This is a genomic window from Henriciella pelagia, assembly GCF_002088945.1.
Taxonomy (GTDB): domain Bacteria; phylum Pseudomonadota; class Alphaproteobacteria; order Caulobacterales; family Hyphomonadaceae; genus Henriciella; species Henriciella pelagia.
Genome location: NZ_NCSU01000010.1, coordinates 1 through 20,141, shown reverse-complemented (window position 1 = coordinate 20,141; position 20,141 = coordinate 1). Strand labels below are relative to the sequence as shown.

17 protein-coding genes and 1 pseudogene are annotated in these 20,141 nt (G+C 58.6%); 5 read left to right on the top strand and 13 right to left on the bottom strand.

What is annotated here, in order from left to right:
- Positions 1–86: 86 nt before the first annotated feature.
- The 7 genes from B8746_RS09430 to B8746_RS09395 form a co-directional block, all read right to left on the bottom strand.
- Positions 87–1,319, bottom strand: coding sequence for an SDR family NAD(P)-dependent oxidoreductase (locus B8746_RS09430; RefSeq protein ID WP_084393448.1), 1,233 nt, complete (start codon positions 1,317–1,319; stop codon positions 87–89).
- 485 nt (positions 1,320–1,804) lie between these two features.
- Positions 1,805–2,956 (bottom strand): pyridoxal phosphate-dependent aminotransferase, encoded by a 1,152-nt coding sequence (locus B8746_RS09425; protein ID WP_084393447.1) that lies wholly within the window; start codon positions 2,954–2,956, stop codon positions 1,805–1,807.
- A 69-nt stretch (positions 2,957–3,025) separates the two neighbouring features.
- A complete protein-coding gene (locus tag B8746_RS09420) occupies positions 3,026–3,868 on the bottom strand; it encodes a sulfite exporter TauE/SafE family protein (RefSeq protein WP_084393446.1) in 843 nt (280 codons plus the stop codon).
- Between the two features lie 126 nt (positions 3,869–3,994).
- Complete coding sequence (locus B8746_RS09415) at positions 3,995–6,613, bottom strand: TonB-dependent receptor plug domain-containing protein (RefSeq protein WP_084393445.1); 2,619 nt, start codon at positions 6,611–6,613, stop codon at positions 3,995–3,997.
- Between the two features lie 350 nt (positions 6,614–6,963).
- Positions 6,964–7,551, bottom strand: coding sequence for an ANTAR domain-containing response regulator (locus tag B8746_RS09410; RefSeq protein WP_143434571.1), 588 nt, complete (start codon positions 7,549–7,551; stop codon positions 6,964–6,966).
- A gap of 342 nt (positions 7,552–7,893) precedes the next feature.
- Entirely contained in the window at positions 7,894–8,397 is a 504-nt protein-coding gene (locus tag B8746_RS09400) for a hypothetical protein (RefSeq protein ID WP_084393442.1), read from the bottom strand.
- 40 nt (positions 8,398–8,437) lie between these two features.
- On the bottom strand, positions 8,438–9,601 hold the full coding sequence (locus B8746_RS09395) for an FHA domain-containing protein (RefSeq protein ID WP_143434570.1): 1,164 nt from the start codon (positions 9,599–9,601) through the stop codon (positions 8,438–8,440).
- Positions 9,602–9,729: 128 nt separating this feature from the next.
- On the opposite strand from B8746_RS09395, the gene B8746_RS09390 reads away from it, so the two are divergent.
- Together B8746_RS09390 and B8746_RS09385 are read left to right on the top strand one after the other, a co-directional pair.
- Positions 9,730–10,287 carry an ECF-type sigma factor gene (locus B8746_RS09390; protein WP_084393450.1) on the top strand — a complete coding sequence of 186 codons (558 nt, stop codon included), beginning with the start codon at positions 9,730–9,732 and terminating at the stop codon, positions 10,285–10,287.
- Positions 10,280–12,706 (top strand): serine/threonine-protein kinase, encoded by a 2,427-nt coding sequence (locus B8746_RS09385; protein WP_084393440.1) that lies wholly within the window; start codon positions 10,280–10,282, stop codon positions 12,704–12,706. Before B8746_RS09390 ends, B8746_RS09385 begins: the two co-directional genes overlap by 8 nt.
- Positions 12,707–12,730: 24 nt before the next feature.
- Here B8746_RS09385 and B8746_RS09380 read toward each other — a convergent pair whose 3' ends face one another.
- From B8746_RS09380 to B8746_RS17125, 6 genes are all read right to left on the bottom strand, one after another.
- Positions 12,731–13,441: a metallophosphoesterase family protein gene (locus B8746_RS09380; protein ID WP_158084589.1), complete on the bottom strand. Its 711-nt coding sequence runs from the start codon at positions 13,439–13,441 to the stop codon at positions 12,731–12,733.
- A 61-nt stretch (positions 13,442–13,502) separates the two neighbouring features.
- The gene (locus B8746_RS09375; RefSeq protein WP_158084588.1) at positions 13,503–14,438 is read right to left on the bottom strand and encodes a C1 family peptidase; all 936 of its coding nucleotides are present in this window, start codon (positions 14,436–14,438) and stop codon (positions 13,503–13,505) included.
- Positions 14,439–14,563: 125 nt separating this feature from the next.
- Complete coding sequence (locus B8746_RS09370) at positions 14,564–16,129, bottom strand: serine/threonine-protein kinase (RefSeq protein WP_084393449.1); 1,566 nt, start codon at positions 16,127–16,129, stop codon at positions 14,564–14,566.
- A gap of 53 nt (positions 16,130–16,182) precedes the next feature.
- On the bottom strand, positions 16,183–17,793 hold the full coding sequence (locus B8746_RS09365) for a zinc ribbon domain-containing protein (protein WP_084393437.1): 1,611 nt from the start codon (positions 17,791–17,793) through the stop codon (positions 16,183–16,185).
- A 36-nt stretch (positions 17,794–17,829) separates the two neighbouring features.
- Positions 17,830–18,414: a hypothetical protein gene (locus tag B8746_RS09360; RefSeq protein ID WP_084393436.1), complete on the bottom strand. Its 585-nt coding sequence runs from the start codon at positions 18,412–18,414 to the stop codon at positions 17,830–17,832.
- Between the two features lie 59 nt (positions 18,415–18,473).
- The gene (locus B8746_RS17125) at positions 18,474–18,626 is read right to left on the bottom strand and encodes a hypothetical protein (RefSeq protein ID WP_158084587.1); all 153 of its coding nucleotides are present in this window, start codon (positions 18,624–18,626) and stop codon (positions 18,474–18,476) included.
- Between the two features lie 236 nt (positions 18,627–18,862).
- Between B8746_RS17125 and B8746_RS09355 the strand changes: the two genes are divergently transcribed.
- The 3 genes and pseudogenes from B8746_RS09355 to B8746_RS17390 form a co-directional block, all read left to right on the top strand.
- Positions 18,863–19,153, top strand: coding sequence for a DUF1330 domain-containing protein (locus tag B8746_RS09355; protein WP_158084586.1), 291 nt, complete (start codon positions 18,863–18,865; stop codon positions 19,151–19,153).
- A 127-nt stretch (positions 19,154–19,280) separates the two neighbouring features.
- Positions 19,281–19,562: an FAD-dependent oxidoreductase gene (locus B8746_RS17605; RefSeq protein ID WP_143434572.1), complete on the top strand. Its 282-nt coding sequence runs from the start codon at positions 19,281–19,283 to the stop codon at positions 19,560–19,562.
- Between the two features lie 27 nt (positions 19,563–19,589).
- Positions 19,590–20,141 (top strand): annotated as a pseudogene (locus B8746_RS17390) (IS3 family transposase); the annotation flags it as partial.

The window sequence follows — 20,141 nt, the reverse complement described above, 5'->3', positions numbered from 1 at the left end:
TCGATTTCTGACAGATCGCAGAAAATGCGGCCTTGCGGGACGAACTCGCAAGGCCAGTTTGCTCGGAGGAATCGATTTGCTCGATCCTAGCGGATTTCCTGAACCCCGAAATCCGACGCCCCAAGAGCGAACAGCTTCATGATCAGGTCCATCGCCCCGGGCGCAGCCGCATGCGCGTCAAGGGCGGCTTTGCTGTCCCAGACCTCGAATATGACCAGTTGTTCGGGATCAGATGCGCTGATCGCTATGTCGTAAAACTGGCAGCCATAATGGCCTTGGGTGATGCCTGCGAATTCACGGAACAGTGCCAGGGCTTCATCGCGTTTGTCGAGGGGCACACGAAGGCCGCCCTTTGATACAACAACCCTTGACTGGCCGTGCTCGTCGAATGCGTCGCTTTCCGGCGCGAGATCAGCTTTTGCCATGGCAAGCAGTTTTTCCGATGTATCGGGTACCGCGGAGATCAGAAATCGGTCAGCTTTCAGCCCCTCGATCAGCACCTCTGCAGCCTGCCGGGCGGTCTGAATCTGGTCCGCTGACACGCCTGCGGCGAGAATTTCCTTCGGTATGCCCGTCAGGCGGCCAGCAGACATGAAGTTGGTCGCCGTTGCATCGGGACAGAAGACCGATACGCCGATGCCGCGATTACGAGTATAAGTCGCAAGGGCCCGACTATAGGCAATTATGCCAGCCTTGGTGGCAAGGTAGGGACCACCGAAGGGCATGTCATGAAACAGGCCAAGGCCGGAGGAAGTGTTGACGATCCAGCCACCGCCCTGCTCCGTCATGCGAGGAACGAATGCCGAGATGGACCGGCCAAGGCCTGTCAGATTGACGTTCAGCATCCAGTTCCAGTCCTCAGACGGTATCTGCTCGAGAAGCCCACCGACCGACACGCCAGCATGATTGAACAAGAGGTCTACCCGCCCGAGCTTATCGAAGGCGAAGTCGGCGAAAGCATTCACCGAGGCGTCTTCGCCGATATCGCAACTGGTCGCATGCATCTCAGCGACAGCCTGCGCCGCTACACCTTTTGCTGCGGCCCCATCAACATCACCAATAACGACGCGCGCACCAGCCTCGTTCAGCATCAAGGCAAGTTCGCGGCCGATACCGCCGCCAATCACCACCGCTTCGCCGCCAGCACTCCTGATTTCGGCGGCCAGACCATCGGCTGCCGCCTTGTTAGAATGGTAATGCAAGGCAATCTTTGCACCGGCTTTTGCAAGCCTGCGGGCCGTTTCACTGCCAATGCCGCCGGACGCGCCTGTGATCAGCGCTACTTTACCCTCAAGTCCCGAACCGGCCGACATTGCCATGCCGCTCTCCTGCAAGCCTTATTTCTCGAGAGCATGAAACGGTGTCGAACAGGTCCCAACTGGAGATGCTGCAATCCTCGGAGAGCGATAATTCGCTTGAGGAATCTGTCAGGACACGCTGAGCGATTGATGGGATCGGACACCGTGTCCGCGCCGCGCTGTCGGTGTGGATCACGGCATTCAGACAGATAACTTATACCTGGTTTGCCCGTGGCCCGCAGGGCGTTCGCTGCAGATGGATGGGAAATCTGGCGGTCGCTTCCTGACGACACGCCCTGGAACTGAAGCTGTTTGCGATTGCCTGATACTGTCACTGTTCGCCGACTGGGTCTTGTTCGAGGGCATCAAGCAGTTTGCCAGCCGACGCTTGCCGGCGGCCGCATGCAGGAAAGGACGGGCCTGTTCAGGCTCGGCCGGCGCGAGGGCCGCAGGGAGAACCCATAATGCACGTCAAAGGGGAAGGGTCCCCAATAAAGAGGCCTATGTCAGACGACCGTGGGAAGCGCTTTGCAAAAGCGTTCGACGTCTTCGATCTTGCCCATCGAAACACGCGACCAGTCGGCATAGTCCATATACTGGCCCCTGATCTCGATGTTCCTGGCTGCCAGTTTTTCGTGCAGGTCGTTGGCTGGCAGGCCGGATTTGAAGTACATGAAATTGGTCTGCGACGGGAGGAACTCCATCCCCAGGGCGTCGCAGGTCGTGGCGACCATATCACGCGCTTCGACAATTTTTGCCTTTGAGTAATCCAGGAACGCCGTGTCGTTGTAACAACCGATTGCGGCCGCAAGGCCCACGCCTGAAATCCAGGACATGGCTGTCGACCGGATCTTTGCCGCGATTTCCGGCGAAGAGATAGTATAGCCGACCCGGATGCCTGCCATTCCGTAAATTTTCGAGAAGGTGCGTGCGATAATCACATCATGCCCTTCTTTCACGAGATCGATGCAGGTGTTGCCGTCGGGATCGTCTGCCAACTCCATATAGGCTTCATCGACCAGGACAGTCGTCTTCGCGGCGAGGCGCTTCACCGTTGCTTTCATTTCATCGGCGGGCGCGACCAGGCCGGTCGGATTGTTCGGATTACACAACTGGACGAGGCCGGTGCTTTCGGTGACTTTCGCCTCGATCGCAGCAAGGTCCGTCTTCATGTCCGGAGTGAGAGGCACCCGGTCGATCGTCGCCATGCCGAGATTGGCGGCATACAGGGCGGTCGTATCCCAGAACAGCCTCGGAGCGACAATCGGCCCTTTTGGGCCGTAGATGAGGGCGATGGCGCTGAGCGCTTCACCCGACCCTGTGGTGATGGCGATCTGCTCTGGCGACACGCCATGACGCTCAGCAATCAGCTGAGCCAGTACCAGGTTTGCCTCGCCGGCATAGTAGGCCCCCTTCTTGCCAGCATACTCGATCATCTTCAGGGCAGACTCGGACGGGCCGTAGGGATTCTCGTTTCGTGAGAGCTGCGCGATGTCAGGGTTGGGACCGAGAAGCGCATTCCCCGATGGCGTCGTTTGCGGCGGAAATGCCGCCTGCTGGCCCGTTGCAGTACTGGCCGCAGAGCAACCCGCTGCCAATGTCGCGGAAGCGCCAAACCCGCCTGCCAGCATGAAACGTCTGGATATGTCGAATGCCATGATTATTCCCTCTTGAATTGACCAGTCAGTCCATTGTTGTTCATGAATTTTTCGGAACGCCGCCCATCGTCACCCCTTCAACGTGTCGTAGAGAACGATCGCTGAGGTCGCGACGAGGTAAAAACCGAATCCGCGCTTCAGTACTGCGGCGTTGAGACTGTGCGCGGCATGCGCCCCGAGAGGCGCAGTGATATATGTCATGGCCGAAATCGCAGCCACGGCGAGGATATTGATATAACCGACAGAGCCGAATGGAAGCGCATTCTCGCCCAATCCGAGAATCGCAAAGCCGATGCTGCCAGGAAGGGCAATGATGACGCCAAATCCAGCAGCGGTTCCGACGGCCTGATGGATCGGCCGCCCGCACCAGGTCATCACGAGAATGGCAATTGTCCCGCCACCAATGCCTAGAAGCGCAGAAAACCCACCCAGAAACCCCGCAATGCCGGCCAGGGCAAGCCCTTGAGGCATCGGCAGATTTCCGGGCGTTTTTCGCTTCAGGACGGGGAATATGAAGTGGATGCCCATCACGAAGACGCCAGCAGAAAAGATCCACTTTAGCGAACGCCCATCCATGTACCGGGCAAGGATAATGCCCCCAATCACGCCAAGCGTGAGCCACGGCAACCAGTCCTTGATAATCTTGAAATCGACCGCGCCCCGCTTGTTGTGCGCATGCACGGATCGAAGCGAGGTGAAGACGATGGTGGCCAGGGATGTTCCAATGGCGAGATGAGTCAGTATTTCTTCGTCCACGTCAAAGACATGGAAGACAACGAGGAGCGCGGGCACGATCACGAAACCGCCTCCAATGCCGAACATTCCAGCGACAAAGCCGGCGACGAGACCGGCAGCCATGAGAACGGCAATTAATTGTACAATTTGTAGCAAGTCGGCTTCTGTGCCCGACATAGGCGAATAGCCTCCAGATCGAATTTTCGAGAGTAGGTTCAGTGCGCGAAGATGCAGGGAGCGGTAGATGAACCGCTCCCTGTCTTCGCATCACGAGCGCTCAGATTTTATCCAAGCGTTCATGCCTCAGAACTCCGCTGTGACTTTCGCGTAGTAAAAGCCGCCCTGCCAATCGACTTCACTGTCAGAACGGTAGATCCGTCCACAGCAGCTGTCGCCAATCGCCGGATCAGCCTCATCCGGATACTCGTCGAAGATATTCCGGGCACCGACGGACAGTTTCACTGCATCGGTTGCCTGCCAGCTGCCTTCCACGTCGAACATGACAACCGGGTCAAACTCCTGGATCAGGCCAGCCGCGCCGCCGCTGTCGGAATTTTCATACTTCCCGTAATAGTTCGCTCGTCCAAGCACAGAGAACGGCCCGAATGCGTGGGTCACCGTGAAGGCACCGCGCCATTTCGGCGTGCCATTCTCGAAATCAAACTGGTCCTCGGCATTGAAGAGCGCGTCCACGTCACCGTCGAACTCTGTCTTGTTGTAATTCAGAGAAGCGATGAAGCTGGTGTCGGCCCCGGCGTAGAAGGATGTCGCATACGTGCCCACAATATCGACGCCCTTCGTCGTCGTATCGAACGCATTGGTGAAGTAGAACACGCCGCCAATCGACTCAGCTCCGGCAACGCCTGCGTCAACAAGCGCAAGGTAATTGTCATAGGCGGCACCGGATGTCGGATCTGTTGACACATCCTGGGTCGAGATCGCGTTCACGCGGTCTTCAAGGTCGATCTGATAGGCATCAACCGTGAGCGAGAAGCTATCCCAGTTGCTGGTGAAGCCCAGCGTGTAGTTGGTCGACTTTTCCGGATCGAGGGGCTCGGCGCCCAATGCCTGGGCAACGGGACCGCTTGCCGGGAACAGTCCTGTTGCGACAGGAAAACCGTTCGGCAGGCGGGTCGAGACGTTCGTCGTCCCCTGCTGGCCCGGAGTCGGTGCCCGGAAGCCGGTACCAACAGAACCGCGCATCGCAAAGCCCGGTGTGAACTCATAACGTCCGGCGACTTTCCAGACGAGTTCAGAGTCAAAGTCCGAATAGTCTTCAAAGCGCATGGCACCTTGCAGGAACAATGCGTCAGTGATGTCGGCGCTGAGGTCTACGTATGCAGCATAGGAGTCCCGGGTGTATTCGCCAGAGAATTCTGGCGAGTAGCCCGGAAAGCCGTTTGAGCCGACACCGACCACAGTATAGACGGCGTCATTCGGATCAGAACAATCGAGCGATGATCCGCCAGCCATGACCGCAAGTCCGGCAGCGGTGGGCGCACCGGCATTACAGAAACCCCAGGGGTCCTGTCCGGCATATGGCCCGGCCGCATAGGATGCTGCGTCACCGCCGACCAGTTCATAGGATTCGTCCAGATAGCTGAGGCCAAACCCGAACAGCAATGGACTTGCCAGCCCGGTATCGAAGGATTGGGTGAAGTCCGCCTGCAGCTGAATTTCTTCGTTGATTAGGTCGCCGGGATGGAAACTTGTCGGTGACATGTCGCCAAGCGACGGGTTCACCGTGTTCTTTAGCGTATACTGGATTTCATTGTGCCCGTAGCGCCCCGAAAGGTCCCAGGTAAATCCACCTTCGGTTTCGCCCTTGATTCCGCCAACGACTGAATAGTCGATCACTTCGCCAAAGAAACGAGGCGTGAAGCCACCCGGAAAGAAGAAGAGCGGGGACCAGAGCGAGCCATCTTCAAGGCGAAGATTTTCGATCGTGCCATTGCCGGGAAACCGGTAGAAAAAACTGCCATCGGCCTCGGAAGTGGAATAGTTGCCGAAGCTGTAGAGTTCGCCGAACCCAAGATCATATCCAGCATTGTAGAACAGGCGGAAACCGCTGGCTTCCGGCTGGCCCCAAGGCTGCACGACATCTCCAAATCCGATGTTCGCGGCAGACAGGCCCGCTATGTAGGCATCGGGGTCATAGCCGGCGATCGTGGTATCGATCGGCCCCGGAAAGGACGGGTCGTTGACGTCGGTACACGCCCAGGCCTCACAATAGGGAACTGACCTACTGGTCGCTTCAGCGTCTGAATATTCTCCTGAAATGCTGAGGAAGCCGTCCTGTCCAATCGGAAGGCCGATATTGCCCGCCAGAATGTACTCCGTTCCGTCGCCCTCATAATACTGGCCGGTCTGAGCCGTGAGGGTCACGCCCTCTGCATTATCCTTGAGGATGAAGTTGATCACACCCGCAATAGCGTCTGAACCATATTGGGCTGCAGCCCCGTCACGAAGAACTTCGACGGCCTTGAGCGCGGTTGAGGGAATGGTCGCGACATCTGGTCCCTGCGTGCCCGACCCACCGATGGAAACGAGCGCCGCCCGGTGCCGGCGTTTGGAATTTACAAGAACGAGCGTCTTGTCCGTTGGCATGCCTCTCAGTGAGGCAGGACGGATGAAGGTGCCGCCATCCGAAATGGGCTGCCGCGACAGCGAGTATGACGGAACCAAGGTCTTCAGCACGTCATTGGTGTCGACGTAAGAGACGCCCTTGATCGTCTCCTCACTGAACACATCAATAGGCACCGGGCTGTCCGCAATCGACCGCGGCTGGCCACGAGCCCCCGTAATAACGACTGTCTCCTGGACAGCCTCGTCATCGGTCTCAGCATCCTGGGCCGAGGCGTATCCACTGAACGACGCAGCAAGCACGCTTCCGAGCAACAATGTCTTTATAGAATTCGGCATGAGTCTCCCCTCAAGCTTTGTGACAAGCGGGGCTTCCTGAACGAGGCCGCCACCAGACTGCCCGACATGGCAATCCCGGCGGCGAGCCCACTGCCCGCCAAATCACTGATTAGATGAAAGTTTTCGCCAACCCGCAGCGTGTCGCTCCTTGACGGGCGGTCACGCGATTGATGCTCACCTTTGAGCCGGTCTGACCGTTCAGCTTTGAACGTTCCTGGACTTCGCGACGACCAGAGCGGCGGGTAAATGGAAATTTAACGCAAGCTTGACGCGAAACGATGGTTCGCCCGAAAATGGTGCACCGCAGCACGTCCGCGATCAAAAAATTCGCACGCGCAGCAAATCAAGCGTCAGCGCTTGGGCATAAGTTCCGAGAGTGTGATGATGGTCTGGGAGACGTCCAGAACGGTCTTGCCGCGCGCCATGGCTGACCGGCGAATGGAGTCATAGGCTTCAGCTTCCGAGAGCATCTGTTGCTGCATCAACAGGCCTTTGGCTTTCTCGATAACCTTCCTGGCCGAAAGTTCAGTCTTTGATTTCACGAGTTCGGAGTGCAGCGCAACCATCATCCGGTGACGCTCGAGCGCCGCTTCGACGATCGGCGCGACACGCCTGGCGGAAAGCCCGTCCACGATAAACGCCGCCGCCCCTTGTCTGATAAAGCTCGCCGCTGAATTCACCGGAGCGGAGTCGACAAATATGACGATGGGGGCATCAATCGAAGATGACAGGCGCTCAAACGCGCTTGTCAGCAATTCATCCGGTTCGCTCGCGCCCAGGATCAGAACATCGCAGGGCTCCATACGGTGTTCGTCCTCAACGAGCTGACTGTCGATAGTCTCGACAAACTGAATATGTCGAACGGACTGCAACGCCGCATGGAAGAGGTGTCGGCGCTGCACATCCTCGTCAGCTACGACAATGGAAAGGTCGGACAACGGCCTGATTGTCAGTTTCAGCCCTCCCCGAGATCACACTCTGACTCCGGCGCGATCCGCCGCGACGAAGATGTCTGTATGTAAAATCAGATTTCTCGAAGCGTGAAGACTCCACAAATGCATGGGTGAGATCCACGTCTCAGATGACAGAAACATGACCACTTGTGCTTCGTCGCCGAGCGCAAGGGCGGATGTTCGGACGCTCCGATACCCCGAAATAGGCCGCTCAAAGCCAATAACAGAGTTCGGTCGCCGACCAGTTCCAGCTGATACTGAGCATTTGCCGACCGCCCAGCAGGCATGAGAGGCGACGGCGGGGCGTCCGACCAAACGAGACTGGCCTCAATTGGCCAATCCATCGCCGACCCCGAAGTCCCGACGAGCCGAAACAATGGTCACGGTGGCCCCAACCAGCACGTCGAAGACGACCATCATCGTCAGCAGGAAGAATGTCGACGTTGCGAAGGACCCCACGCTCAGGAACAGGATCAAACAGAGTAGGAGCAGCCCCATTGAAGCGACATGATTGGCAATCGAGACCGATCTGGAGCTTGTTGCCTTGGCGATCTCGATGGCAAGCATCAAGAGGCCCAGAAGCAGGAGAAGGTCTCCAGCTTCTAGACGCCATGTCACCCCCGAAATCATTCCGAGCTTGAAGACTGTCGCCTCAAGAGCCCCCGTCACGGCTGGCAGCTCTGACGCGCCCCTGTCACCCGAAAACATGGCGATCAATACATAGAGGAGCCAAGGCAGGGCCAGTAATGGAAACATTGCAATGCCTTTTCGCGTCATCGACCCGCGCCGAAACAGCTGCGTGCCTGCTGAAGTCTGGGCCGGTGAAGTCATTTCAGTATCTCCAGTTCAGGATGAATGGGCGGACAGGCCATCAGAGGCTGCCCTCGGCGTACTCGCGTGTCAGGATGATGCGACGCACGTCCCGGTGCTCGATTTCAAAGTCCACCCTGATCGCCAGCACTGACGGGTTATGGACCAGCGGTCGAATGATATCGCCAGACTGCAATATCACGGTCTCTGTCCGGCGAAGCTGTTTGTCGGATACACAGAGACCGTGCTGGCCTTCTGCTCGCAGCTTGAACGCCCCTGATTCAATATAAAGGGAGAAGAGCAGCCTCGAAATCGACAGGCTGAGCTGTTCCTGCCCTTCGGCCAGCCTGAGGCAGATATCATTGCCGGCCTGGCGTGAATTGCGTCCTACAAGCAGCATGCCTGACGGCTTCACGATCGGCCCATCCGGTGGAACCTGGCCGTGCTCGAACCCACGCCAGATCAGCTCAACATTTCTCGGTACCTTGGTGCCATTGTCGAAGCCTCGCTTGAGATACTCTCTTTCAGCGGCATCTGCGCGCTTGTGGCTGAGTTTGACTGGCTCAAGCTGGCGAGGGGCGCCTGCAGAACGGTCAGCTTCAATACGGGTCGGATTGTACACTGTGAACCCGGCTCCGACCTCATTTGCGTTGACATTGATCGTTGTTGCCGGCCCGCCCGGATCCTTTGGCTCGACCGGAAAGATGATATTGCTGGAGAAGACAAACTCTTCCTGGCGCCACTGATAGCGGGTCGAGACAGCAATCAGCAGGTCCACCTGATGCACACCTGCATGCTTCAGGATTTCGGTTCTCACCGCGACATTGGCAGTTTGCTGAGGGTCAATCCGCTCGAAGGGAAGTTTGATTTCGCGTGGCGGCGCATCGTCCTCCGTAATCCAGAGGCCCGATACGAACAGGGGGCGACCAACATTGGAGGCATTGCGGATCGTCAGAGGCAGCGCCAGCTTGCCACCCTCGCGAACCGAACTCGCTGCGCCGGCATTGAGCGACAGGTCAAGGTTCACGCAGACCGGGCACATCCCGCCATCGTCCACCAGTCCGCCGCACTCTGCATGCGCCATGCAGCGATAGAGGGGCTTGCCGCACTCCTCGCAGAAGCAAGCCTCAAGATCGAGGGCAGACCTTGTGCAACAATGGGCTGGTGCAGCTCTTGCACCGCTGGCGTTCGATCCGATGACGTTCATTATGCTTCGACTGCTCATTTCGTCTGGTCCTGTACGAGTCTAGGCGCGACGGGCCGGTCAATCGGGTCAAAAAAATTTGGCGGGGACGATGCTTGCCTTTCGACTGCAAGAAAGGTTTCGTAGAAAGACTGATTGAGGGACGCGACGTGAGTAACCAGGTCGAGACGCAGGTCCTGCTGCAAGACTGGCGCAGAGGGGACACAGCTGCCCGAAATGTTCTGTTCGATCGCCTCTATATTGAGCTGCGACAGATTTCGGCCGCGCTGCTGCGCGCCGAAAGCAATAATTCACTCTCTACGGGCGACCTCGTCAACGAAGCCGTTCTCCGTCTCATCCAGCTCGACAGGATCGACTGGCAGGACCGCGCGCACTTCCTGGCCCTCTCGGCAAAGGCGATGCGCCGCACGCTCATCGACCATGCTCGCAAGAAGAAGGCGGATAAAAGAGAACATCAGAAGGTCACGCTGGTCACGCGGTTTGAGAGTGATCCCCAGAACATCGATCTCGACAGTCTCGAAAAGGCGCTGATCCGGCTCAATGCGCTCGACGAGGAAAAGGCAAATATCGTCGAGCTGCGCTATTTCGGTGGCCTCAGCCTGAGTGAGATCGGCGAAATACTGGGAACGTCGGAATCGACGGTCAAACGTCAGTGGCGAGTGGCACGGGCCTGGCTGATGGACGCGCTGAAAGACATCAATGTCTGAGGAAAAGGACACTTTTGAGCGACGTGTCCTGCAGGCGCTCGACCTTGCCTTTGAACAGCCGAGCGAGGATCGCAGAGCCTGGGCCAAGGCCCGGTACGCCGACGACCCGGCGCTTCTTGCACGGGTGCTTTCGCTGCTCGAGAGTGACACGACAGGGCAGCGGGACCTGCGAACGGGCGGCGCGCGAGACATCCTGGAAGACGAACCGCTTCCAGAGCGTGCGGGCGCCTACAAGATCGAGAGTATGATCGGGCGCGGCGGCATGGGCGCTGTTTACCTTGCCCATCGCGACACGGACGATTTTGATCACCGCGTCGCAGTCAAGGTCATTCGGCCCGGCGTACTGGGGCAGGCCTTGATTACCCGGTTCGAGAATGAGCGGCGTATCCTCGCCAAACTGAACCATGCAGGCATAGCGCGCCTGTTTGACGGCGGCCAGCTTGATGACGGCTCACCATACATCATCATGGAGTATGTTGACGGGGTTCCTGTCACCCAATGGGTCGCCGACAATGACCTTGGGCTGGATCAGCGACTGCGGCTCTTCATGCAGGTCTGCGAAGCCATTGGTCACGCCCACCAGCACCTGATTGTCCACCGCGACATCACCCCGTCCAATGTCCTTGTAAACCGGGACGGCACCGTAAAGGTGATCGACTTCGGTATCGCCAAACCGCAAACTGACGTCAGCGCGGAAAATGACACGGGAACGAATGCGAAGTCGCTCGCCTCGATGAGTTTCACGCCCGGCTTTGCTGCGCCCGAGCGCAGTCGCGGCGCCGGTGCCAACACATTGTCCGACGTCTATTCTCTCGGCAAGCTGCTTGAGGCCATGCTCGAAGGGCTTGAATTGCCTGGTGACCTTCGGTCGATCATCGACAAGGCCACCCAGGCCGAGCCTGGCGCGCGTTACGCAACCGTCTGGACGCTGTCGAATGACGTCCGTAACCTCCTGGACAATTATGCCGTGGACGCTCACAGGGGCGGGCAGCTTTACCGCTTGCGAAAGTATCTGCGTCGCCATCGCGCATTTGTCGCGCTGGCGTCTGTCTTCATTGTCGGGATTGTCACGGCATTCTCGCTCACCCTGCTCCAGTACCAGCGCGCCGAAGCGGAGCGACGCGAAGCGGACCAGCGGTTCACGGAGGCGCGGGAAATGGCAAATTTCATGCTGTTTGACCTGTTCGACGACTTGCAGCCAATCGCCGGAAATACAGAGCCTCTGAAGACCCTTACAACCCGCGCACGGACCTATCTGGACGGCCTCTCCAGGAGTTCCAGAACGGATCGTTCCCTCGAACTCGACACGATCAGGGCCTACCACCGGCTGGCCAATATCGAAGGCAACCCGATCGGTCCCAATCTTGGGCGCCGGGACGTCTCACGTGACTTGCTCAAGCAGACCAGAGAGCGCCTGGTGACGCTGCATTCGACAGACACCGGCAACATTGAGACATTGAGAGAACTTACCGCGCTGAGTTTCTCCGAAAGCGTATTTGCCTACATCGTCGATGATGACAATGAAGCGAGTATTGAGCGCGCCATTGAAGCTACAAATTACTCAAGTCAGGTGCTGAACCACCCGGATGCCCAGCTTGCCGACCGGATCCTTCACCTCGAAGTCTCGATGTACCAGTACAAGCCTTATATCTGGATCGACGAGACCCAGCGCGCGGTCGATGGATATGCAGAGCTGGAGGCTGAATATCTGGACCTTGAAGCGCAGTATCCGGACTCCGAAGAGGTTCAGCACAGCATCGCAGCATTCTACACCAGCTTCACCGAAGTGCAGAACTGGCACGTCTATTTTCTGAACACCGACCCGGCTGACATGATCAGGGTGGCGGGGGAAGCCGTTCGCCGGGCGGACGCACTCAGCGAAAGGCACCCTGACGATCAGGGTTACCGCCGTTCCCATGCCCTTGCTTATTACCGAAAAGGCATGGTGCATTCGGATCTTGAACAGTTCGACCTCGCCATAGCCGACCAGCGTCGGGCGCTTCAGATCAGCGAACGCCTGCTTGAGGAAGACCCGAAGAATGAGGGCAATCAGGAAGTCTTTGGCGCTGTTCAATCTCAGCTGATGTCCGATCTGAGTTCAGCGGGGCAGCATGCTGAAGCCATTGCGCTCAGCCAGGCGATGATCGAACCGATTATCGAAGACCATCGGCGCGCACCGACAGATCCGGGATTCTGGCGCAGCTATTTTCACAAGATGCAGATGGTCGGCGAGGTCTATGCCTATGCCGGACAGTTCGACACGGCCTGCGAGTACTTTGACGCTGCGGCCGTCAGCGGCCTCGCTTTCGACGCCTCCGTCGGCACAAGCGCGAATGACCGGCAGCATGTTCTCGACCCGCTCATTCTCCAGCAATCGGCCTGCGCAGATGGCCGGTTCGAGGATCTCGTGAGCGAATGAGACGCGCCGAAGCCGGCAAACCTGTCAGGAATAAATGTACTTGATCTCACGCCCGGGCGCGAGAACGGCGCAGGTGAGGCGCCCGCCATAGACGGCTCCAGTGTCAAGATTGATCCGGCGCCCAATGCCGTCTTCGCACTCGTCTTCGGGGTAACCGTCCATGGTGGGAGTGTGACCATGGATAATCGTCCAGCCTTCGACAATCGTGCCGTGCCAGTTTTCGACATGGAAAAACCGGTCCGAGCGGGTCCAGAGATAGATGCTGTCATCCTCTGCAGGGTAAGTATTCGGATCAATGCCGGCGTGAACGAATATCCGTCTTTCCGTTGGATCGACATGAATGCGCGGGCGATCTGAAAGCCAGTCGACATGCGCCGGCGGAACGCTGGACAGGCCCCGGTTACGGTAGCTGTTCAAGGTCTGGTCGCCACCATTGCCGAGCCACGTCCGATACGCCGAAACAGAATTGGACTGCACCGCCGCCAGAAGAAGCGCTTCATGGTTACCGGCGAGCGAGATAACGCAGATGCCAGGCTGCGCCTCAAGTGCCATGAGAAGGTCGATCACCTGCGCACTGTCTGGCCCGCGGTCCACATAATCGCCCAGATGCACGATCCTGATGGCCAGACCAGGATGAGTGTTCTGGTGGTAGGCAAAGATCAATCCGTGCAGGCGCGACAGCCGGTTGGCTTCTCCGTGAACGTCTCCGACGACATAGGTGACGGTCTCGCTCACTGTCTCGCCCTGCCTCAACGCACATCCAGCACCGGGAGCCGGAGCTGTACGAAGCCTCCGCCTAGTTGCGAAGCCGCGAACGGAAATCCGACTTTGCCTGGTCCAGACGCGACTTCAGCTCACTGCGGACATCCTCGCGCTTGGCAGCGAGTATGGAGGCCATGTCGGCTTTTGCCTGTTGCTGGATCTGCTGCTGAGCTCCCATCAGGGCGGGTCCGGAGAGGCTTACACCCTGCGCCTGCTCAATGGCGCCAATCGTCCAGAAATGCGTGGGGTCGGAATAGGCTGCCATTGTATCGAAAGGGATGCGGAAATAGCCGCGATCGGCAAACCCCTCTCCCCAGCTGTTTCGTACCAGCCAGGTCTTGGACGATGTGTCATAGCCGACAATCAACATGGCATGACCGCTTTCCGGACGCTGGGCCTGCTGTCCGTCGACAGGCATCGCCCCGGTGCGGTGGGCTTCCTCATAATAGGCGCTTGGCAAGTAGGCACCGAACACAATTGGCAGGCCCGCCGCAATCGCGTGCAGGGCAACAGGGCCAAGCGGCGTTCGCGCGTACTGGACGGCTTCATGCAGCAGGGCATTGGTGTAGGCTGCCTCTGTCGGCCTGGTTTTGACCATTGCGGTCTCGAACGGCCACATGCGTTCCTCGCAAGCGCCATAGGCGAGCACGGAAGCCATGACGTGGTGGATGAAACTTCCCACGTCCTGATCCTCGGTTTCAGAGAGCCGGCGCGCATTATAGTAGACAAAGAGGCGCGACAGGTCGGTCTGTGGCTGTCTGGCCTTGCGCTGATGGTATTCCAGCGCGCCGACAATCGCATTGGCGGTGCATGAATTGGTTTTGAGCTGGTTCTCCACCGGCGAGCAGAACTCGCGCAGGTCGACCCGTTCCGGCAGGCTGCCGTGCGGTGTCATGAGCATTGGTACCTGCACAGGCACGGTTTCGAGCAGGCAGCCATTGAGCGGCTGGTCATTCCAGTAGTCGGGCATCGTCTTCGATCCTTCGCTTTGAGTTGGGTTCGGAGTCTGCGAGTAACCGCACCGTCCGCAGTTTGAGGTGAGTGGATCGAGGGGCCACCCACAGATGTAGCAATTGTCGCGTCCGTGCTGCCCCGTCATGGGCAGGGCGCTCCCGGCGCGTGATTGGCGTGGAATTGCCCCGCGAGATTGACGGAGCCATCCGGATTGTACGTGACGTAGTCGACATGACAGCCGCCATCCCAACGCAGCTGCGTTGCGAACGTCATGCCGACGTTCGGGGCGCTGAGCTGTCCCGTGACCGGAGATGTCGACATACGCCCACTCAAGTTGAGGCGTGAACCGTCCGGGCCGTAGCCCGAACCGGATATCGATCCGCTGGACGTGACCTGAATGTTGAGCCGTGTGCCCCAATTGTCCGTCCAGGGGCCCGACAGCTTCGCATACGGGTTTGGTGGCGGAGGAGGAGGTGGCGGCGGCGGTGAAACCGGAACAATTGGTTCGTCCCCCTCCTCCTCCTCGTCATTTATGTCGTATCCGGCGCACAGTTGATAATCATTGCCATAGAGACCGGCGCATGGATCAGAGTCGTAGGGTCCAGTCACGTCTTCACCGACCATCTCGAAAACGCTAACCGCGCCAATTCCGACGGCCGCTGCCCCGGCCCACAGGGCCCATTTCGGCAAGTTCAGACTTGTCTTCCTGTTGATTGGCGTGATCGGCTTGCGGCCTGACTGCGCCATCGCCTTGCGGTACTGGTCGACCGATTGCGGGCGGCTGGACGGGCGCAGGGAAAGGCCAGACTCGATGAGTTGGTCGATGGCTGGCGGAACATCCGAGCGCCCGCCGGACGGGGCCTGCCAATGGCCCTGTGGCAGCACTTCAACCAGGAGCTCGTAAAAGATGACAGAGACTGAGAACAGGTCCGCAGCGGGCGTCACCATATCGGGGTTGGTGCGTTGCTCAGGCGCCATGTAGCCAGGCGTGCCGAGCCCCGTTCCAGTATCAGCTTGCGTTGTCGCCTTGGTTGCACGCGCGATTCCAAAGTCGAGAATCCGCAGGCTCGCCTTCTGCGCACTTGGCTCACCTAGCAGGATGATGTTCTCGGGCTTCAGGTCGCGATGGACGACGCCAGCTTCATGGGCCGCTTCAAGGCCTTTCAGGATCTCTTCGATAATCCGCGCAGCCACAGGAAAGGATATGTCCTGCTGCTTCTGCATGAAGGTGCGTTGCCACTGACGAAGCGACGTCCCTTCCACATACTCCATGGTGACATAAGGCTGGCCATTGACGGCGCCGACATCATAGACCGCAACAATGTTGGGATGGCGCAGCTTGCGCGTGATCAGCCCCTCATCGACGAGCCGTTTCAGCGCCTTCTCACCGGATATGCGGTTTGGATGGATCAGCTTCAGCGCAACTTTCTCTTCTGAAGCGCTGTCCTTGGCGAGATAGACCACGCCCATGCCGCCTTGCCCCAGCACGCCTTCAATCGTGTAGCGCTCTGCGAATACTGAGCCGGGGCTGAGAATAGTGACCGCTGCATCCGTCTGCGCAGCAGTGTCGCTCTCCGGCATGACAGTCTCCAGCCCGCCAATGGTCTGGACCGGGCTGTAAGCCTCGCCCCCCACCCTCTCGCCGCATTCAGGGCAGAAGGCCGCATCATCGGGAAGCTCAGTATCGCATTTGGTACAGGCAGACATATCGCTCGACCCCTCAGTCGTCGTGTTCAGCTACGCGTTTCGGACCCGGAGCATCATGTGCGCAGGGCTTCGCCACAGCCGACGCAAAAGCGGGCCTTCGCCGAAATCTCGCGCCCACATTTGGGGCATTCGACCGTTCCCGAATTCATCGACGACGGTGTATTGGAGTCGGAGGGGGCCCCACTTCCCCCTCCGGCTCCGCGCGCGACCCCCACCGCACCGTCCATGCCCATGCTGAACATGGCGCGCGCCTGGTCTTCGCTGCGCACCTGGGCGTCCGTTGCCGCCTTCACCATTTCGCGCATGATCGCCATGGTTTCCTGGTTACCTGACGAATCTGCACGAGCCCGTTCGGCGAGTACGTTTGCGACGTCAGAGGACAGGCCGGCATTGATCGCCATGATCTGTTCGGGCGTCATCTTTGACCCGGCATTGAGTTGCGCAATCCTGGCGTCCGTATCGGCCTGACGTTCAGCAATCAGCCGCGCGGTGCGCGCTTCCTCTTCACGGGTGCGCCGGTCTGAATCCTTGTCCAGCCCGGAATGTTCGATGTCCTGAAGCGAGCGGATATTGGCCGCAGTATCCTGCTGGATGCGTTGCGTCACATCCTGTTCGCTAAACGCTTCGAATTTCTTGATCTCCGCCTCGCGCTTGCGGAACTCGATTTTCTGCAGGTGATCCAGATCTTCGATGTCACGCTCGATGACCCGCAGCTGCGCCTTCTCTTTAGTCAGGTCTATCGTGTGCGACGCGTCGTCGAGGTCCACCTGGTACTTGGCGACCCGTTCCTGGCGGAACACTTCGATCTCATGTTGGATCGCCTCAAGCTCCTGGCGACGCGCTGCCGCTTCACGGGCATCAAGGATCTCGATCTCGGAATTGAGCGCCATTTTGGCGAGCGTGTCTTCGGTCTCATTGGCCAGTGTTGCCATTTCGAGATCGGACCGCAGCTGGAATTCCCTGGAATCGGCCGTGCGCTGCACGTTTCGCTTCATGATGGAGAGCTGATGGTCGAGCTGGGCCTGCTCGCGTTCGAGCTGAGCGGCCTGCATCGCTTCGCGTTCGACCTGGTTGAGGGCCCACTCCATCGAGACGGAATTGACGATGAGCCCAATATTGCCGGCGATGCGCTCAATCTCGCGCATGATGTCGCCCTGAATGAAGTCCTGCAGGCCCTTGTCGCCTCGAATTTCATCCGCATCGACGCGGCCGATGGCAGCCTCGAACACCCGGTCGGTCAGGTGCGGGCGGAATCGCTCCAGAACCTCTTCACGTGTCAGGTATCCATTAGGATTCATCAGGCCCATGACATTGGACGGCTTGTCTGGATTGACTTGCAATTCGAGCGTGCACACGCCTGCGATTTCAACACTGTCCTTCGACAGCGCCTTGACCGGCAATTGCAGGGAGAAGGGCTTCAGGTCGGCGAGCAGGATGGAGACGTTGGTCGCCCCCCCTATGATCGACTTCAGGCCATTGACCAGACCGCCGACAGAAAAGTGAGCGCCCTTATAGGCCTTGATGACCTCTCCATTCCGGATCAGCAGCGCCATATGGTCTGGCGGCGCCGCCAGTCTCTGTTCAAAGAAGGTCTTGAGGTCGGACTGCCGGATATATTCAGCGAGCAAGGCCGGATGGGAAAGGCTGAGTGAATGAGATGCCATTGATGTCTCCACGGAAAATTGCTGGCCCGGCGGGACCTAGGCGAGTGCCTTCTTGTCAGATTGGGATTGAACGAAGCTCCAGATCGCATAGACGCAGACGAGCAGTGCGACCGTGAACGAGATCGGGTTGTTCTGGATCACTGCGACCAGCCGCTCGACCGTGCTGTATTCCTTCATCAGCGAGCCCATGCGGCCGATCTGCCAGATTGAACCGAAGATCATCGTCAGCAGGGAAAAAAGCGACATCAGGAAGCTGAGGGCGCGGAAAGCGCGTTGAGCCATTGAGGCCGGTTTGCGCGAAAGCAACTCGCGCGCCGCCCTGGCTTCAGCTTCTTCCTGTTTCGCCAATTGCGATTCGAACTGGTCGGCCCGTTCAAGCGCATCCTTGCGTGCGCTTTCATCGACCGTCAGGAAATCAGGCTGGTCAGCCTTGTTCTTGCGGGCTGCGTTCACCGGCGTCAGATTGGACGCGTTCCGGCGCAGCTGGATGAAGAGGGTCAATGCGAGCCAGACCACCGTCACAACAGCCGTCAGACGCAGAGCGGTCTCGATGAGGGGCCAGGCTTCGGGCGGGATCCGGCTCAACTGCTCAGCCAGCATGCTTTCGGTTTCATCGTTCATGGCGACCCTCGCAAAATTTGCCGTCTGAAACCAAAGGCGCAGGCCATCGGCAAAGCGGGTCAGAACTGTTTTGATTTTTTTTGGAATACGGGAGAGCGGCGTCCGATAGCACTCGCTGTCAGCGGCATCAGGCGTGCCGCCTGCTTATTTTCGGGATGGGTACCCGGCTGGCCCTCTGTCTTCATCAGGCCGGACAAATCTTCCTGCTGCATCGACAGACACAAGGCCCAATTGTCTCGGCCCAAAGAACACGAAAGCAGCTTTGATATACTCTTTCACTGAGGATGAGCGCTGTCTGGCTTGAAGCAACTCTGGCAGCGTCATCCAGAATGTCTCACCTCAGGACATCGAGCTATTATCGCTGTCCGAACAATGAGTAGATAATCTGAGCCCGCGCCCCTCAGCCTGGTCCATGTTCCTTCCACACCACACTTGGAAGGAAGCCTCCATGCCCGCCTTTATTGTTGCAACCGTGTCAATTTCCGACGTCGACGCATTTAAAGCCTATTCGCAGACGATCGCCGGACTGTCCGAGAAACATGGCGGCGAATCCATCTTGAAAGGGTCGGTCAGCGAAGTCCTGGAGGGAAAGGTTCCCGAAGGCCAGCGCGTTGTTGTCAGCAAGTTTCCGACCGCCGATGCGGCCCGCGCTTACATCAATGACCCGGTTTACATCGAAGGCAAGGCCAAGCGCGAAGGCGCGGCCATGGTTGAGATGCGCCTGATCGTCACTGATTGATTGCTATCCGCCCCCTCCGGAAAAACAGAGAAGAAAACAGATCATGGCTGTCAGGAAGCCCCAGATAATCATCGTCGGCGCCTGACCGGTTGGCACCACGGCAGCTTACAGGTTCGCCAGCGAGGGCATCGAGGTTGTCCTGCTCGAAGCGCACCCCAACTGCCCCGAAGACCTGCGCGCCTCGACTTTCCATCCCCCCACGCTCGAGATGCTGTCCAGCTTCGACATTGTAGACGAGATGGAAGCGATCGGGCTGCGCGCCCCCGTCTATCAATACAGGAACCGTCAGACGGGCGAGTACTTCTCGTTTGACCTGACAGAGCTGTCTGACGTCACGAAATACCCGTTCCGCCTGCAATGTGAACAGTTCTGGTCTGCCCTCGCAAAAGTGGTCCATTATTTGAGTTAGTTCCGGCTTCAGATATGGAGCTGAGAGATGGGCAAGAGATCAACGCCTGAAGAGATCATAGCGAAGCTGCGGGAGGTTGAGGTTCGCCTTGCGCGCGGTGAGACGACGGGTCAGGCCGTGCGTTCTATCGGCGTGACGGAGCAGACCTACTATCGGTGGCGCAAGGAGTATGGCGGGCTGCAGGTTGGCCAGGCCAAGCGGATGAAGGAGATGGAGAAGGAGAATGCACGGCTTCGCCGGGCGATCTCTGATCTGACTCTCGACAACCAGATCCTTCAGGAAGTCATCAAGGGAAAGTTCTGAGCCCTTCACGCAAGCGCGATGCGGTCGATCATGTGGTGGAGACACTCGGCGCAACCGAGCGCCGGGCCTGCCGCGTGATCGGCCAGCACCGTTCCACTCAGCGCAAGCCGCGTGTGCCACGCCAGGATGAGGACATGCTGACAGCGGCCATCATCGCCCTGGCCGAGCGGTTCGGCCGGTATGGCTATCGCCGCATCACGGCCCTGCTGAGACGGGATGGCTGGCATGTGAACGAGAAGCGGGTGTATCGCATCTGGCGGCGTGAAGGGCTGAAAG